We start from the raw sequence: 14353 nt of genomic DNA, 5'->3' as shown, positions 1-14353 counted from the left end.
GGCATGTCGATCCGCCGCTTGAAGGCGGCTTCGGGCGCCGCAGCGAGGACGGGGATCAGGGCAGTTCGGTGACGGGCAGGCCGGCGCGGCTCCCCGCCATGCTGATATGCTTGCGCATGTAGTAGCTGGCGCCCTCCGGATCGCTCATCGCCACCGCCTCGAGGATGCGCTCGTGCTCGTTGACGGCGTTCCACAGATTGCCGCGCTGGGCGGTGGCCAGGCGCTGGCTCTCGAACAGCACGCTGGCGAAGGTCTGGTGCATGTCGACGAGGAGCTTGTTGCGGGAGATGCGCAGCATGATCTGGTGGAACTCGAAATCGGCCTGCGCATAGGCCGCCAGGTCGTTCGCCCGCGTCGCCGCCCGGAACGCCTCGACGCTTTCCCGCAATTCCTCGACGTCCTGCTCGGTATGGCCGATCGCCGCGAGCTCCGCGGCATAGCTCTCGACGATGTAGCGGAACTGGTAGACCTCGCGGGGCGAATAGCGCGCCGCGAAGCGCCAGGAGGGCGTCGAGATGGCGTCCTCGGTGTTGACGATGAAGCCGCGTCCGCCGGGGCGGGCGACGATCTGGCCGATGGTGGCGAGGATCGAGAGCGCCTCGCGCAGCGTCGCCCGGCTGATCTTCAGATCCTCGGCGAGATCGCGCTGCGGGGGCAGCGCGTCGCCGGGCCGCAGGCGCCCGTCGCGGATCATCTCCTGCAGGCGGGTCACGGTCGTCCGCGTCACGCCGACGGCATAGTCGCGCCTGTCCTTCGACCCGTCCTCGGCCATCGGCACGGCCATGTCCGCCTTCTCGTCATGCCCCATGTCTCGCTGCCACCTCGTTCGCGTCGCCGATCCGCCGGAACAAGCAGAAAACGGCGCTGAATCAAAGCATGATATCGCCGCCATTGGGGTTCATCGTCGCGCCGATGTAATAGGCGCCCTCCTCGGAGGCGAGGAGGACCGCGGTCGGGGCGATTTCCGTCACCTGGCCGGCGCGCCCGATCGGCAGTTCGCCGAGCTTGTGCCGGCGCCACTCCTCGGGCAGCCCGCGGAAGAGCTCGGTGTCGATCGGGCCGGGGCAGATCGCGTTGACGGTGACGCCGTCGCGGGCGACCTCGTAGGCGAGCGATTTGGTGAAGCCGATCACGCCGGCCTTGGCGGCGGCGTAATGGGCCATCTCCGGCGCGCCCTTGTGGCCGAGCTGCGAGGCGATGTTGATGATGCGGCCGAATTTGCGGGCGATCATCGGCTTCAGCACGGCGCGCGTGCACAGGAAGACGCTGCGCAGGTTGACCGCCATCATCTCGTCCCACATCGCCGTCTCCATCTCCGCGACGACGGAGGTGGTGTCGATGCCGGCATTGTTGACGAGGATATCGATCTGGCCGAGCGCCTGCGTCGCCGCCGCGACCGCCGCCTTCACCGCGGCCTCGTCGCTGACGTCGGCGGCGACCGCGAAGGTCCCGGTGCCGAACTGCGCGAGTTCCGCCACCTTCGCCTCGGCGCTGGCGAGCTTGAGGTCGAGGACGGCGACATCCGCCCCCTCGCGCGCGAAGGCGGTCGCGATCGCGCCGCCGATGCCGCGCGCGCCGCCGGTGACCAGCGCTTTCCTGCCTTGAAGACGTCCTGCCATGTCGTGTCCTTGCTTTTATGGAGAGTGAACGGGAACGGTGGATGCCTTGCCGGTCTTGCGGGCGAGGATCCGTTCGGCCTCGCGCATGAAGACGTTGAAGGTGTCGGAGGCCGGCACCGCGGCCGCGACCTCCTCATGCCGGAAGCAGTGCACGAAATGCCGCTCGTCGACGACGGAAGCCGGCGGCATCTCGGTGCGGCAGCGATCGATGACGAAGGGGCAGCGCGAGGCGAGGAAGCAGCCCTTCGGCAGGTTGATCGGGCTCGGGATCTCGCCCTTCAGGCTGACGGAGCTCTCGATGGCGAGATGGGGATGCGGCAGCAGCACGGAGGAGAGCAGGCCGCTGGCATAGGGATGATGCGGACGGTTGAACACCGCGGCCGCGTCGCCCTGCTCGACGATCATGCCGAGATACATCACCGCGACGCGGTGGCTGATGAAGCGGATGGTCGACAGATCGTGCGAGATGAACAGATAGGCGGTGTTGCGCTCGGCCTGGATGCGCTGCAGCAGGTCGATGATCTCGGCGCGCGCCGTCGGGTCGAGCGCCGAGGTCGGCTCGTCGAGCACCACCAGCTCGGGCTGCGTCACCATCGCCCGCGCGACGCCGACGCGCTGCTGCTGGCCGGCCGACAATTCCGAGGGATAGGCGTCGAGCAGGTCCGGATCGAGCCGGACCAGCTTGATCGCCTCCACCGTCCGGCGCTGGCGCGTGGCCCGGTCGAGCTTCAGCGGCAGCAGCGGCTCGCTGATCGACTGGCCGATCTTCATGCGCGGATCGAGCGATTCCGCCGGCTCCTGGAAGACGAACTGGATGCGGCCCCGGATCGAGCGCTTGAAGCGGCCGTTCTCGGCGATCGGCTCGCCCTTGAAGCGGATCTCGCCGGCGCTGGGTTCCAGCAGGCCGATGATGCAGCGGCCGACCGTGGTCTTGCCGGAGCCGCTTTCCCCGACGAGGCCGAGGGTCTCGCCCGGCTCGATCGACAGGCTGACGTCGTTGATCGCCTGCACCACCTGGCTGGAGCCGGCGATCGGAAAACGCTTGTAGAGATGGTCGATGGTGAGGATCGGGGTCATTCGTGGCTCACGGGAAAGTGGCAGAGCGCGAAATGGCCCGGGCTGATCTCGGCGAAGGGAGGGCGCTTCTCGCTGCACACCGGCTGGGCGATCGGGCAGCGGCCGGCATAGTGGCAGCCCTTCGCCTGCGTCCGGCGCCGGCCCGTCTCGGGCACGCTCCAGGCGTCGCGCAGGGCCGGGCTGTGCGAGAAGGCGGCGAGCAGCATCAGCGTATAGGGATGCGCCGGCCGCAGGAACAGGTCCTCGCGCGGGGCGAGCTCCATGATCTCGCCGCCATAGAGCACCGCGACGCGGTCGCAGAAATGGGCGGTAATGCCGATGTCGCGGGTGATGAACAGCATGGCGCTGCCATGGTCGGCGGCGAGGCGGCCGAGCAGCGACAGGATCTGCGACTGCACGGTGACGTCGAGGCCGCTGGTCGCATCGTCCGAGATGATGAAGGCGGGGTTGCAGATCAGCGCCATGGCGATCACCACGCGCTGGGCCATGCCGCCGGACAATTCGTGCGGATAGGCGTTCATGCGCCGTTCTGGATCGGGGATCTGCACGTCGCGCAGGATGCCGAGCGCCAGGCGCAGCGCTTCCTTGCGGCCGACGCCGAGATGGATCTGCGCCATGGCGGCGATCTGCCTGCCGATGGTCATGGTCGGATTGAGTTCGGCGCGCGGGTTGGGCACCACCACCGACAGGCGGCGGCCGCGCAGCTTGCGCAGCTCCGGCTCGGGCAGAGCGAGGATGTTGCGGCCTTCGAAGACCACCTCGCCGCCGACGATCTTCCCCGGTGCCGGCGGCACGCCGAGGATCGAGCGCGCCAGGGTGGTCTTGCCGGCGCCGCTCTCGCCGACGAGGCCGATGATCTCGCCGGGCTGCACCGAGAGGCTGACGCCCTTCAGCACGCGCTTGGAGTCGCTCGCGCCGGGAAAATCGACCTCGAGGCCGCGGATGTCGACGAGCGGGGCCGTCGCCGTCGCCACGCGATGCGGCGGCATGTGTTCGGATGTGACCGCGGCTTGCGACATTCCTGGCCTCAATTGCTGATGCGCGGATCGAGGAGGACGTAGATCAGGTCGACCACGATATAGACGACGAGGGAGAAGACGGCGGAGAACAGCACGAAGCCGAGCACCGGATAGATGTCGGCGTTGAGCACGCCCTGCACCGCATATTGGCCGGCCCCGCCCCAGGAGAACACGATCTCGACCAGCACCGCGCCGCCGATCAGGAAACCGTAGAGCACGCTGATGATGGTGACGATCGACGGCAGCGCGTTGCGCAGGGCATGGCGCACCACGATGGCCTGCGGCACGCCGCACAGCACTTCATAGCGGCTGAAATCGGAATCCAGCATCTTCTCCATCGTCGTCTGCGTCATCTTCAGGATCGGCGCCGCGTTGAGCAGGCCGAGGGTGAGGACCGGCAGCACGAGGTGGGACAGGGCCGAGCCGAAGGCTTCGAGATCGCCGGCGAGCAGCGCGTCGATCGTATAGGCCCCCGTCACCGGCATCGGCGGGATGACGATCATGTCCATCCGCCCGAGCGGGGCCGGCGCCCAGGCGAGGAGCGTGTAGAACACGAAGATCAGCACGAGCGCGAACCAGAAATCGGGCAGCGCGCCGGCCGCCAGGCCGTAGAGGTCGGACAGGCGGGCGATCCAGCCATTGGGCCGCTTGGCGGCGTGCACGCCAAGGGTCATGCCGACGAGGACCGCGAGCAGGAGGGAGAGGGTCACGAGTTCGAGCGTCGCCGGAAAGCGCTGGACGAGATCCTCCAGCACCGGCCGGGTCGTCTGCCAGGACGTGCCGAGATCGCCATGCAGGAGGTTCTTCACATAGATGACGAACTGGATGTAGAGCGGCTGGTCGAGCCCGAGCGACTGGCGCAGGCCCGCGATGGCGTCCGGCGTCGCGGTCGGGCCGAGCATCAGCACGGCCGGATCGCCGGGAATGCTCTTCACCAGGAGGAAGCTGACGAGGACGATGCCGAGCAATTGCGGGATGACGAAGGCGAGGCGCTTGGCGAGATAGCTGAGGACGCGCATCAGGCCTGCTCCACCGAGGCTTGCTCCATCGAGGCCTGGCCGGCCGCCGCGCCGCGGGCGCCGCGCTGGCGCACCTCGCTCAGCAATTGCCGGCGGCGGGCCGGATCCGCCAGCACCTCGATCGAGGCGCCGACCAGAGAGAAGCCGAACACCGTGACCGCGAGCATGGCGCCCGGGAACATCGACGGCCACCATTGGCCGGTGACGACGTTCTGGAAGCCCATGGCGATCATGCTGCCCCATTCGGGCGTCGGCGCGCGCACGCCGGCGCCGATGAAGGAGAGGGAGGCCGTCAACAGGATGCCCCAGCCGATATTGATCGACAATTGCGCCAGGACCGGCCCCATCGCGTTGGGGATGACGTGGCGGGTGATGGTCTGGAAATCGGAGAGCCCGTTGACGGTGGAGGCCTCGACATAGCGCATCGAGCGGATGCTGAGCACCTGCGAGCGCATCAGGCGCAGATAGATCGGCGCGTTGACGAAGGCGATCGCCAGTACCACCGTCTGGATGCTCTGGCCGAGGCTCGCCACCAGAGCGATGGCGAAGACGAAGACGGGGAAGGCCTGCAGCACGTCGGCGGCCCGCATGACGATATAGGAGAGCCACACGCGCACGCCGCGACCGCTGCTGTAATAGCCGACCAGCGCCCCGATCGAGCCGCCGAGCAGCGCCGACAGCATGGTGCCGAGGATGGCGATGGTCAGGTCGATACGGGGCGCGTAGATCGCCCGGCTGAAGATGTCCATGCCGACATTGTCGGTGCCGAAGAGGTGGTCGGCGCCCGGCGGCTGCAGGAAGTTCAGGGAATCGGCTTCCGTCGGCGAATAGGGCGCGATCAGCGGCGCCAGGATGGCGAGAAGGGCGACGATCGCGACGATCACATAGCCGACGGCGAAACGCGGCCTGACCAGCGCGAGGCGACCGAACAGGCGAAGTCTGGCGAGCATGCAGGCATGGCCCTTTCGTGGAAGCCTCCCCGGGACGGTCCCGGAGAGGCAGGCGTTCAGCCGCGAGAAGCGGCTCAACCGCGCGAGAAGCGATTCAACCGCGCGAGAAGTCCTGGAAGCGCAGGTTGTTCGACGTGTAGTAGGTGTAACCCTTGAGGTTCGCCTTCCGGGCCAGGGTATATTTCGGATAGGCCAGGAAGCCCCAGGGCGCTTCGTCCATCAGCGTCTTCTGGACCTGCTTGTACTTCTCCAGGCGGACATTGTTGTCGAGCGTCGCCAGGCCGTCGGTGATGAGCTGGTCGACGGTGGTATTCTCGTAGTTCGAGTAGTTCACATAGCTCTTGGAGTTGAAATAGAGATAGGTCGAGTAGCCCGGATCGGGCGTCCACGGCGAATCCAGATAGAAGATCATCGGCTTGGCGCGCTTGGTGACGTTCTCGTAGAACACGCCCGCCGGAAGCTTTTCCAGCGTGAGCTCGATGCCGATCTGGCGCAGCGAGGTCTGGATCAGGAGCGCGATCGGCTCCTGCGTCGGATCGCCCGCATTGTAGGACAGCGTCGTGCTCACGCCCTTGCCGAAGCCGGCCTTGGCGAGCAGGTCCTTGGCCTTGGCGACATCATATTTGTAGGAAAAGAAGCTCTTGTCCACCATCGGATAGATGTAGGGCATCGGCGCGGTCTGGGCGTCGGCATAGCCGTAATAGATGGTGCGGATGATCTCGTCGCGCGGCAGAGCGAGGTTGACGGCGCGCCGCACGTCGACATTGTCGAACGGCTTGATCTTGGCGTTGAGTTCCAGCCAGATCATGTAGGACGAGTTGACGGCATCGACCGCGACGTTCTTCTGCTTCTTCAGGGCCTCCAGCTCGCGCGGCTGCAGGAACTGCGCGATGTCGACGGCGCCGCCCTGCAGGAGCGAGAAGCGGCTCGCCGACTGCGGCACTTCGCGCATGATCACGCGCTTCATCGCCGGCTTGGTGTCCCAGTAATCGTCGCGCGCCTCGAAGACGGCCTGCTGGCCGCGCACGAGCTGGGCGAGGCGGTAGGGGCCGAAGCCGGCGCTGTCGTTTTTGAGGAAGGCGACGGCCCAGGGGTCGGCCGAGCCGCCGACTTCGGCGCATTTGGTGGCGTCGTAGATGGGATTGGCGAGGTTGCACTGCTGCTTCAGCAACAGCGGGTTGGGCTTTTCGAGATTGAAGGAGATCGCATGCTCGCCCTCGACCTTGATCTGGTCGGGCGAGGTCAGGCCGAGCACCGCGGTCTGGAACAGGCCCTGGCCCTTCAGGTTGAACTTGCGGTCCCAGGTCCACTTGACGTCCTTGGACGAGAAGGTATTGCCCCAGTTGGACTTGACGCCCTCGCGCAGCTTGAACGTCGCCTTGCGACCGTCCGGCGAGACCTCCCAGGATTCGGCGAGGCGCCCCTTGAGCGCCATGCCGTCGGGCTTGTCGGCATGCACCGAGGTATCCTCCCGCAGCACGCCGGGGGCGTCGGGGTCGGGTACCTTCTCATAGCCGAGCATGTATTCGTAGAGAGCCCCCAGCGAGTCGATGGAGCCGAGGCTCACGTCGAATTCGATGTCGAGCCCCTGCGGCGTCGCCGGCGCGGCGATCACCAGCGTGTCGCCGGCGCCCTGCGCCGCCGCCTCGTTCGCCCCGAAGGACGCGGGCAGCACCGCGGCGCCGCCGGCCGCCGCGGCCACCTGCAGGAATTGCCGGCGGGAAGGCCCAAGCTTCATTCGCGTAAACGGGTCAGACATGTTGATCCCCAGGGGTGATGGTGTGGCGGCAAGCTCCGCCTTTTGCCTTTTTGGTCAGACCGAGATTTGCCACTTAGATAGAGCCATTATATTGGTCAGGCCGTCAATGGAAAAAAATGAGCAGCATCTGCACAAACTTTGCACTTTATGGCCAAAATTTGAATTATATAGAATATTTGGTCAGACCAACGTCGGCGGCAGCGCAACCGAGATAGAGCCAGATGAAGAAGATTTGTTTGATAACCACCGGCGGCACGATCGCATCGCGGCGCAACAGCGAGACGGGCCATACGGTCGCCGGCGTCAGCGGCCATGACTTGCGGGCCAGCCTCCACGATCCGCTGCCGGACATCGAGCTGGAGGTCGAGGAGTTCTGCAACATCGGCAGCTATGCCTTCGACCTGCCTTTGGCCTTCGCGCTCGCCGCCCGCATCAACGCCAAGCTCGACGGCGGCTGCGACGGCGTGGTCGTCACCCACGGCACCGACACGATGGAGGAGAGCGCCTACATGGCCGAGCTGCTCCTGCGCGGCGACAAGCCCGTGGTGTTCACCGGCGCCCAGCGCGCCGCGGACCAGCCCGACACCGACGGCCCCCGCAACATCGCCGACGCCGTGCGCCTCGCCGCCGCGCCAGCGGCCCGCGGCCTCGGCGCCATGATCTGCTTCGAGCAGGAATTCCACGCCGCCCGCGACGTGACCAAGACCCATACCTCGCGGGTGGACACCTTCATGTCCGGCGAGCACGGCAAGCTCGGGGAGATCGACGCGGGACAGGTGTTCGTCCATCGCCGGCCGACTTTGCGCCGGACCTATGCGCCCGCCGCCCTCGAGCCGGCGGTGGAGCTCGTCAAGCTCTCGATGGGCTCGACCGACGGTTATCTGCGCTATGCCGCCGCCCATGGCACCAAGGCCTTCGTCCTCGAGGGGTTCGGGCTCGGCAACGCCCCGCCCGCCGTCACGGCGGCGGCGGTCGAGATCGTCCGCGCCGGCATTCCCGTGATCATGACCTCGCGCTGCCCCAAGGGCCGGGTGAAGCCGGTCTACGGCAATGGCGGCGGCCGGGACCTCGCCGACGGCGGCGTGATCTTCGCCGGCGACCTCAACGGCCCCAAGGCGCGCATCCTCGCCGCCCTGCTTCTCGGGCTCGGCCTGGACAGCGAGGCGCTGAGGGCGGAGATCGACTATCTCGGCGGGTAGCGCCATCGGCCGGCAGCGGCCCTGTGCGGGGAGCGTCGGTCACCGACCGACCTTCTCCCAGCACATGCGCGGCTTGCAGGCCCGACGCAGCCTCTCAATACCGCCCGACGAGCAGGCCGCCATCCACCACGATCACCTGTCCGGTGATGTAGCGGGCCGCCTCGGAGGCGAGGAACACGGCGACATCGGCGACCTCCTCCGGCTCGCCGGTGCGCCCGAGCGGGATGAACTTCGCCGCGGCCTCCAGCCCCTCGGGGCCGAGGGAGTGCTCCTTCGAGAGCGCCTGGGCGGTGCGGATATAGCCGGGCGCGATGCCGTTGACGCGCACCCCGTCGCGCGCCAGTTCGACGGCGAGGCCGCGCACCAGGCCGACGACGCCGGTCTTGGCGGCCGAGTAGTGCACATGCTCGTCCCAGCCATAGGCGACGCCCATGATCGAGGACAGCGCGATGACGCTGCCCTTGCCGTTGCGTCGCATGGCCGGCGCGGCGGCGCGCACGATGCGGAAGACGCCGCCGAGGTCGATGTCGAGCGTCTGGTCCCATTTCTCGTCGGTCAGCTGCGCGAGCGGCACCTTGTGGGCGATGCCGGCATTGGCGAGCACGACGTCGAGCGGTCCGTATTTCCTCTCCACCTCGGCGACGACCGCATCGGCCTGCTGCGTGCTGCGCACGTCGAGCGCGTGGAACTCGGCGCTGCCGCCCTCGGCGGCGATCGCCTCGACGACATCGCGGCCTTCCGCCTCGAGGACGTCGGTCACGATCGCGCGGTAGCCGGCCCGGGCGAAGGCGAAGGCGGAGGACCGGCCGATGCCGATCCCGCCTCCGGTGATGATTGCGGTCTTCATGGCCATCCTGGCCCCTCCTTTGCTGGCGGAAAAACGGCGGCGGCGCCGGGAACGCCCCTGTCACCCCGAGGGGCAAGAGAACGCGGGTGAAAAGGGACAGGTGTGTTCATCGTCCCGACCTCCTGCGCCGCCGACCTCGGCAAGCCTATCCTCGGAGATCGCGGGCGGCCAGCGCGCTTCCTTCACGCCGCCTCGCATCGGCTCGCTTGTCAGGCCCGGCCGCCGCCGCTATCGAGGTCGGACGGCAGGCATCTCCGCTCCCGCCCCGGCGGGCGGGCGCCCCTGCTGCAACCCTGCCGGCCGAGGCCGAGGAGAAAGACCCATGCGTCAGCATTCGATCGCCGCCATTCCCGCCGACGGCATCGGAAAGGAGGTCATCGCGGCCGGCCTCCAGGTGCTCGCCGAGTTGGAGCGGCGCTGCGGCGACTTCCGGCTGGCGGTCACCGAATTTCCGTGGGGATCGGATTTCTACCGCCAGACCGGGCGCATGATGCCCGCCGACGGCCTCGACACGCTGCGCGGCTTCGACGCCATCTATTTCGGCGCGGTCGGCGATCCCGGCCTGCCCGACGACCTCACATTGTGGGGCCTGCGCCTCGCCATCTGCCAGGGCTTCGACCAATATGCCAATGTGCGGCCCGTCCGGCTCCTGCCGGGTATCGCCGGCCCGCTGCGCAACGCCCGGCCTGAGGACGTCGATTTCGTCATCGTGCGCGAGAACAGCGAGGGCGAATATTCCGGCAATGGCGGTCGCACCCATCGCGGCCAGCCGGAGGAAGTGGCGACGGAAACCTCGATCTTCACGCGCACCGGCGTCCGGCGCATCATGGAGTTCGCCTTCCGGCTCGCCATGACGCGCACCCGGCGGCAGGTCAGCGTGGTGACGAAATCCAACGCCCAGCGCCACGGCATGGTGCTGTGGGACGAGATCGCCGCCGAGGTCGCGGCCGCCTTTCCCGAGGTGGCGGTGGACAAGGTGCTGGTCGACGCCATGACGACACGCATGGTGCTGAAGCCCGAAAGCCTCGACGTGGTGGTCGCCACCAATCTCCACGCCGACATCCTGAGCGATCTCGGCGCGGCGCTCGCGGGCAGCCTCGGCATCGCGCCCACGGCGAACATCGACCCGAGCCGCCGATATCCCTCGATGTTCGAGCCGATCCACGGCTCGGCCTTCGACATCGCCGGGAAGGGCATCGCCAATCCGCTGGCGACGTTCTGGACCGGCGCCATGATGCTGGAGCATCTCGGCGAAGCACCGGCGGCCGCCCGGCTGATGCGGGCCATCGAGCAGGTCACGGGCGGCAATTTCCCGCTCACGCCGGATCTCGGCGGCACCTCGACCACGCAGGAGATCACCGCCGCGGTCTGCAGCGCGATCCGCCGCGAGGCGTGATCAGAACAGGCTGGGCAGCCGGCCGGCCGGGAAGGAGCCGATGCTGACCTTGCCGTTGGCGAGCCTGACCGGCACCTCCACGGCGGTCTTGCCGTCGATGTTCGTCGGCTTGCCGAGCATCGACAGGCCGACGCCCATCAGGCCGACCAGCCGGCCCGACGCCAGCCCCGCCTGCTGCAGGGAACCGCTCATCTCGTTGATGCCGGCGAGGGCGACGGTGAGGTCGCCGGCGGGGTGGCCGCCATCGTCCAGCGCCACCGTTCCCGCCGCCTTCACGCTGCTCGGCCCGCGATTGAGCTGCGCGAGCACGATCTGCAGCGAACCGCCATCGGCCGCCCAGGCACGCAGGCGCTCCCGCATCGGCCTGGGCTGCAGGTCGATCTGGGTGACGGTCGCCTGGAACTCGCCGCTGAGGGGCTCCGGTCCGCCCAGCATCCTGTCGAGCGGCGGCATGCTGCCCGCATCGGCCTTGGCCACCACGTCATAGGCGCCGGGCGCCGCATTGGCGCCCACCGCCAGCCGGATGTGGGCCTCGACATTGGCGCCGGCGACGAGGGAGGTCGCCTGCCCCGCTCTGGTGGCGTTGGCGTCGAGCCCTTTGATGACGATGTCGGCATTGCTCGGACCCGACGTCCAGATCCCCATGCTGGCCTCGGCGCTCGCCCAGTTCGCGGTGACCGTCGCGCCCTCGCCTTCCCCGTCGACGACGGTCAGCGGACCCTTGGCCTCGAGGATGACCTTATTGGGCTGGTAGACCTGCGCCACCGCGCCGAGATCGGCCAGGTGCACGTCGAAGGACTGCCCGGGCCGGGTCGAGGTGACCTGCGGATTGGTGCAGCGGACCTCCAGGCGGAAGGGATAGCCGCCGAAGCTCTGGTCGGCACAGCGGATCTGGCGCCCGAGTTCCGCCTGCCGCACCACGAAGCGGCTCCATTCGGACTGCACGCGCGTCGAGGCGTACCACCAGAAGCCGGACCACGCGACGACGACGACGCCGAGAAGCAGGGTCGGCAGGAAGACGCGCCTACCCGAGGCACGACGCTGCGATGGGGCGGGAGGGGAGGTCGGCAAGGCTTGGTCTCGCGATGGGGTGACGGCCGCTGGCGGCCGACTGGATGGAACCGTCAGCCGGTCCGGCTTGCTCTATCGGAATGAAATGAGGTATTTCGGCGGCCAGCAACCGCGACATCCGTCGCCGGGCGCCCAGGCCTCGCGGCGGCAGACGCAGCGACCTTCAGCCGAGCCTGCCCGCCCCCTCCGAACGGAAAATCCGCTGCCCGGGAGTCACCATGTCCGTTCCTGCCATCCGCGATCTGATCGAAGCGTCCCTTCACGCGGCCCTGCGGCCCGAGCGCCTGGCCGTGCTCGACGAATCGGCTGATCATGCCGGGCATGCCGGCCATCGAGACGGAGGAGAGAGCCATTTTCGCGTACGCATCGTTTCGGCGGCCTTTACCGGCCGCAGCCGTGTCGACCGCCACCGCATGGTGAACGAGGCGCTGGCGCCCGCCTTCGCACGCGGCGTTCATGCCCTGGCGATCGAAGCCAGCGCGCCGGGCGAACCGGCCCGCTGGTAGAGCGTTTTATGTTTTGACGGAATCGGCAAAACGCAAAGACGCGTCGAAAAACAAAGAGTTAGAACAAACCGCCGTTTCTGCCTGAACGCGCTTTGCTCTAGGGGATGCGATCCCGTCTCAGTTCGAGGAGACGATCGAGCCGGTGAAGATGTCCGGCATCGGCGAGAAGCTCGCGGTGCGCAGGGGCTTCACCGCCGCGCCCGAGAATTTCTCGGCGCGCAGGTCCTGATAGGCCGCGACGCCGAACTTGATCAGCACCGTGCGCGATGGGGCGGCGATCAGCGAGGCCGTCGTGGTCAGGTCCGGCTTGATGAGCTGGGCCTGCTCCTTGTTGCGCGCCGAAGGGACCGGGGCCGACAGGGAAACGAAGTTGAGCTTCTCGAAGCGGGTCGCCGTCAGGGTCGGACGAGGCGGCCGGGCCGTACGGGTCACCGGCGAAACATCGGCGAAACCGAGCGCCCGCTGGGGCTGCCGGCCGGCACTGCGCTTCATGAAGCCTTCGCCACCCTTGGACAGGTCGGCGAAGATCGCAGGGCGCGGCTGCAGCGTCGCGGAGGCCGAGGCGGGACGGGCCACCGGAACCTTCTCGGCGGACGGCGTGATCGAAGCCGGCCGTGCCGGCATCGCGGCGGCCGGCGCCGCGGCGCTCACATCCTGGGCGATGGCCGGGCCATCGAGAGACGCAACCTGCTGGGGCGGCGCCGACGGCACCGGTCCGCCATCCGGACGGACCGGCGGCAGCGGCACGTTGGACGCCGAAGCGCTGGTCATGTCGGGAACGCTGTCGCCGGCATCGGCGACCTCAACCGAGGCGTCGATGCCCGAGGGCCGCCGTTCGGGAAGGGGGATCGAGGCCATGCGGGCGGGCGATTCGAGCTGGGCCGGCCTGGCCATCGCCACGACGGTGGGAGCCGGTGCGGACGAGGACGGCGCCACGAGGCCGCCGCGCGAGGATGCCGAGGCCTGCATCATGGTCTCGGAAGGCGTCTGGCTGCTGCGATGGCCGAACAGGCTCGCGAAGAAACCGCCGCCGCCATTGTCGTCGCCGCCACCGCCGTCATCGTCGCCCGCGCCCTGCCGGCCGCCGACGGTGCCGCCCTTGCGCAGGATCTCGTTCATGGCGACCTGATAGCCCGCCATCGGGCGGCCGTCGGCCGGGATGAGCACCGTCTTCCCGTCGGGGAACACGGAGGCCAGCTCGCTGCGCGACATGCGCGGCCACATGCGGACACCGCCGGCATCCATATGCACGAAGGGCGAGCCCGAGGTCGGGTAGAAGCCGACGCCGCCGCGCTGGAGGCGAAGGCCTGCGACGCGCAGCTTGGACAGCGGCACGCCGGGAATGAAGAAGTCCATCGCCTTGCCGAGCGTATGCTGGCTGAATTTGGCGACGCCCCGCGAGCGCCGGCGCAGCATGCCGTTGGTTTCGGGCGAACGGTAGCCGCACACGACGTTGACGGGCTGGGTGGCGCCGACCGCGTGATAGGCGAGCCAGATGGTGTCGAACAGGCGCGGATCCATGCGCGTGGGCTCGTCGCGCCGCCAGTCGCGCAGGAACCAGTTCAGCTTCTTGAGCGCGTCGGAATCATACCGGCCGTCGCGCTTGTAGGTGATGTTGATCGTCTCGCCGGTATGGAGATGCTTCATCGACAGCGAGCGGGTCTCGCCATTGGCGATCGCGCTCTCGGTCTGGTCGACCGCGGCCCACATCGCCATGGTCGAGGCAAAGGCGGTGGCCATGATTCGGCCGGCACGCGACACTCGGATCCGGGGCAGAAAGCTGAATGGGTTTTGCACGATTACGGCTCTCGGCGGTTAGACTGCGGGAGCGAGGCCGCAAGAGCGCCCCGAGCGTAGTCCGAAGGGCGGGAGTCTCGCCGAGAATGGTTAA

13 protein-coding genes are annotated in these 14353 nt (G+C 68.1%); 3 read left to right on the top strand and 10 right to left on the bottom strand.

The features are described 5' to 3' along the window. Positions 1-55: 55 nt before the first annotated feature. The 7 genes from J3R73_RS31330 to J3R73_RS31300 form a co-directional block, all read right to left on the bottom strand. Entirely contained in the window at positions 56-808 is a 753-nt protein-coding gene (locus tag J3R73_RS31330) for a FadR/GntR family transcriptional regulator (protein ID WP_307436871.1), read from the bottom strand. A 61-nt stretch (positions 809-869) separates the two neighbouring features. Then, the gene (locus J3R73_RS31325) at positions 870-1619 is read right to left on the bottom strand and encodes an SDR family NAD(P)-dependent oxidoreductase (protein WP_307436867.1); all 750 of its coding nucleotides are present in this window, start codon (positions 1617-1619) and stop codon (positions 870-872) included. A gap of 15 nt (positions 1620-1634) precedes the next feature. Further along, entirely contained in the window at positions 1635-2696 is a 1062-nt protein-coding gene (locus J3R73_RS31320; RefSeq protein ID WP_307436864.1) for an ABC transporter ATP-binding protein, read from the bottom strand. Further along, a complete protein-coding gene (locus J3R73_RS31315) occupies positions 2693-3715 on the bottom strand; it encodes an ABC transporter ATP-binding protein (protein ID WP_307436862.1) in 1023 nt (340 codons plus the stop codon). Before J3R73_RS31315 ends, J3R73_RS31320 begins: the two co-directional genes overlap by 4 nt. Before the next feature lie 8 nt (positions 3716-3723). Continuing rightward, a complete protein-coding gene (locus J3R73_RS31310; RefSeq protein WP_307436860.1) occupies positions 3724-4734 on the bottom strand; it encodes an ABC transporter permease in 1011 nt (336 codons plus the stop codon). Beyond that, on the bottom strand, positions 4734-5684 hold the full coding sequence (locus J3R73_RS31305) for an ABC transporter permease (protein ID WP_307436856.1): 951 nt from the start codon (positions 5682-5684) through the stop codon (positions 4734-4736). The genes J3R73_RS31310 and J3R73_RS31305 overlap by 1 nt, the downstream gene beginning before the upstream one ends. A 94-nt stretch (positions 5685-5778) precedes the next feature. After that, positions 5779-7443 (bottom strand): ABC transporter substrate-binding protein, encoded by a 1665-nt coding sequence (locus J3R73_RS31300; protein ID WP_307436854.1) that lies wholly within the window; start codon positions 7441-7443, stop codon positions 5779-5781. A 221-nt stretch (positions 7444-7664) separates the two neighbouring features. Between J3R73_RS31300 and J3R73_RS31295 the strand changes: the two genes are divergently transcribed. Beyond that, on the top strand, positions 7665-8642 hold the full coding sequence (locus J3R73_RS31295) for an asparaginase (protein WP_307436851.1): 978 nt from the start codon (positions 7665-7667) through the stop codon (positions 8640-8642). Positions 8643-8736: 94 nt separating this feature from the next. On the opposite strand, the gene J3R73_RS31290 is transcribed toward J3R73_RS31295, so the two are convergent. Continuing rightward, complete coding sequence (locus J3R73_RS31290; RefSeq protein ID WP_307436848.1) at positions 8737-9489, bottom strand: SDR family NAD(P)-dependent oxidoreductase; 753 nt, start codon at positions 9487-9489, stop codon at positions 8737-8739. Between the two features lie 322 nt (positions 9490-9811). On the opposite strand from J3R73_RS31290, the gene J3R73_RS31285 reads away from it, so the two are divergent. Beyond that, the gene (locus tag J3R73_RS31285; protein WP_307436844.1) at positions 9812-10885 is read left to right on the top strand and encodes a tartrate dehydrogenase; all 1074 of its coding nucleotides are present in this window, start codon (positions 9812-9814) and stop codon (positions 10883-10885) included. On the opposite strand, the gene J3R73_RS31280 is transcribed toward J3R73_RS31285, so the two are convergent. Continuing rightward, positions 10886-11956, bottom strand: coding sequence for a DUF2125 domain-containing protein (locus J3R73_RS31280; RefSeq protein WP_307436842.1), 1071 nt, complete (start codon positions 11954-11956; stop codon positions 10886-10888). It abuts the gene before it with no gap. Positions 11957-12174: 218 nt separating this feature from the next. On the opposite strand from J3R73_RS31280, the gene J3R73_RS31275 reads away from it, so the two are divergent. Then, entirely contained in the window at positions 12175-12462 is a 288-nt protein-coding gene (locus J3R73_RS31275) for a BolA family protein (RefSeq protein ID WP_307436839.1), read from the top strand. Positions 12463-12579: 117 nt separating this feature from the next. On the opposite strand, the gene mepK is transcribed toward J3R73_RS31275, so the two are convergent. Then, positions 12580-14202: a peptidoglycan L,D-endopeptidase MepK gene (mepK, locus tag J3R73_RS31270; protein WP_307436837.1), complete on the bottom strand. Its 1623-nt coding sequence runs from the start codon at positions 14200-14202 to the stop codon at positions 12580-12582. Positions 14203-14353: the final 151 nt, after the last annotated feature.

This window comes from Labrys monachus, from assembly GCF_030814655.1.
Classification (GTDB): Bacteria; Pseudomonadota; Alphaproteobacteria; order Rhizobiales; family Labraceae; genus Labrys; species Labrys monacha.
Note: the sequence above shows the minus strand (reverse complement) of the source record. Positions and strands in the feature narration are given on the sequence as shown.

What these genes read in the sequence shown, in the direction of transcription:
- J3R73_RS31330 (WP_307436871.1), bottom strand. Translation starts at nt 808, where the DNA reads ATGGGGCATGACGAGAAGGCGGACATGGCCGTGCCGATGGCCGAGGAC.
- J3R73_RS31325 (WP_307436867.1), bottom strand. Translation starts at nt 1,619, where the DNA reads ATGGCAGGACGTCTTCAAGGCAGGAAAGCGCTGGTCACCGGCGGCGCG.
- J3R73_RS31320 (WP_307436864.1), bottom strand. Translation starts at nt 2,696, where the DNA reads ATGACCCCGATCCTCACCATCGACCATCTCTACAAGCGTTTTCCGATC.
- J3R73_RS31315 (WP_307436862.1), bottom strand. Translation starts at nt 3,715, where the DNA reads ATGTCGCAAGCCGCGGTCACATCCGAACACATGCCGCCGCATCGCGTG.
- J3R73_RS31310 (WP_307436860.1), bottom strand. Translation starts at nt 4,734, where the DNA reads ATGCGCGTCCTCAGCTATCTCGCCAAGCGCCTCGCCTTCGTCATCCCG.
- J3R73_RS31305 (WP_307436856.1), bottom strand. Translation starts at nt 5,684, where the DNA reads ATGCTCGCCAGACTTCGCCTGTTCGGTCGCCTCGCGCTGGTCAGGCCG.
- J3R73_RS31300 (WP_307436854.1), bottom strand. Translation starts at nt 7,443, where the DNA reads ATGTCTGACCCGTTTACGCGAATGAAGCTTGGGCCTTCCCGCCGGCAA.
- J3R73_RS31295 (WP_307436851.1), top strand. Translation starts at nt 7,665, where the DNA reads ATGAAGAAGATTTGTTTGATAACCACCGGCGGCACGATCGCATCGCGG.
- J3R73_RS31290 (WP_307436848.1), bottom strand. Translation starts at nt 9,489, where the DNA reads ATGAAGACCGCAATCATCACCGGAGGCGGGATCGGCATCGGCCGGTCC.
- J3R73_RS31285 (WP_307436844.1), top strand. Translation starts at nt 9,812, where the DNA reads ATGCGTCAGCATTCGATCGCCGCCATTCCCGCCGACGGCATCGGAAAG.
- J3R73_RS31275 (WP_307436839.1), top strand. Translation starts at nt 12,175, where the DNA reads ATGTCCGTTCCTGCCATCCGCGATCTGATCGAAGCGTCCCTTCACGCG.
- mepK (WP_307436837.1), bottom strand. Translation starts at nt 14,202, where the DNA reads ATGGCCACCGCCTTTGCCTCGACCATGGCGATGTGGGCCGCGGTCGAC.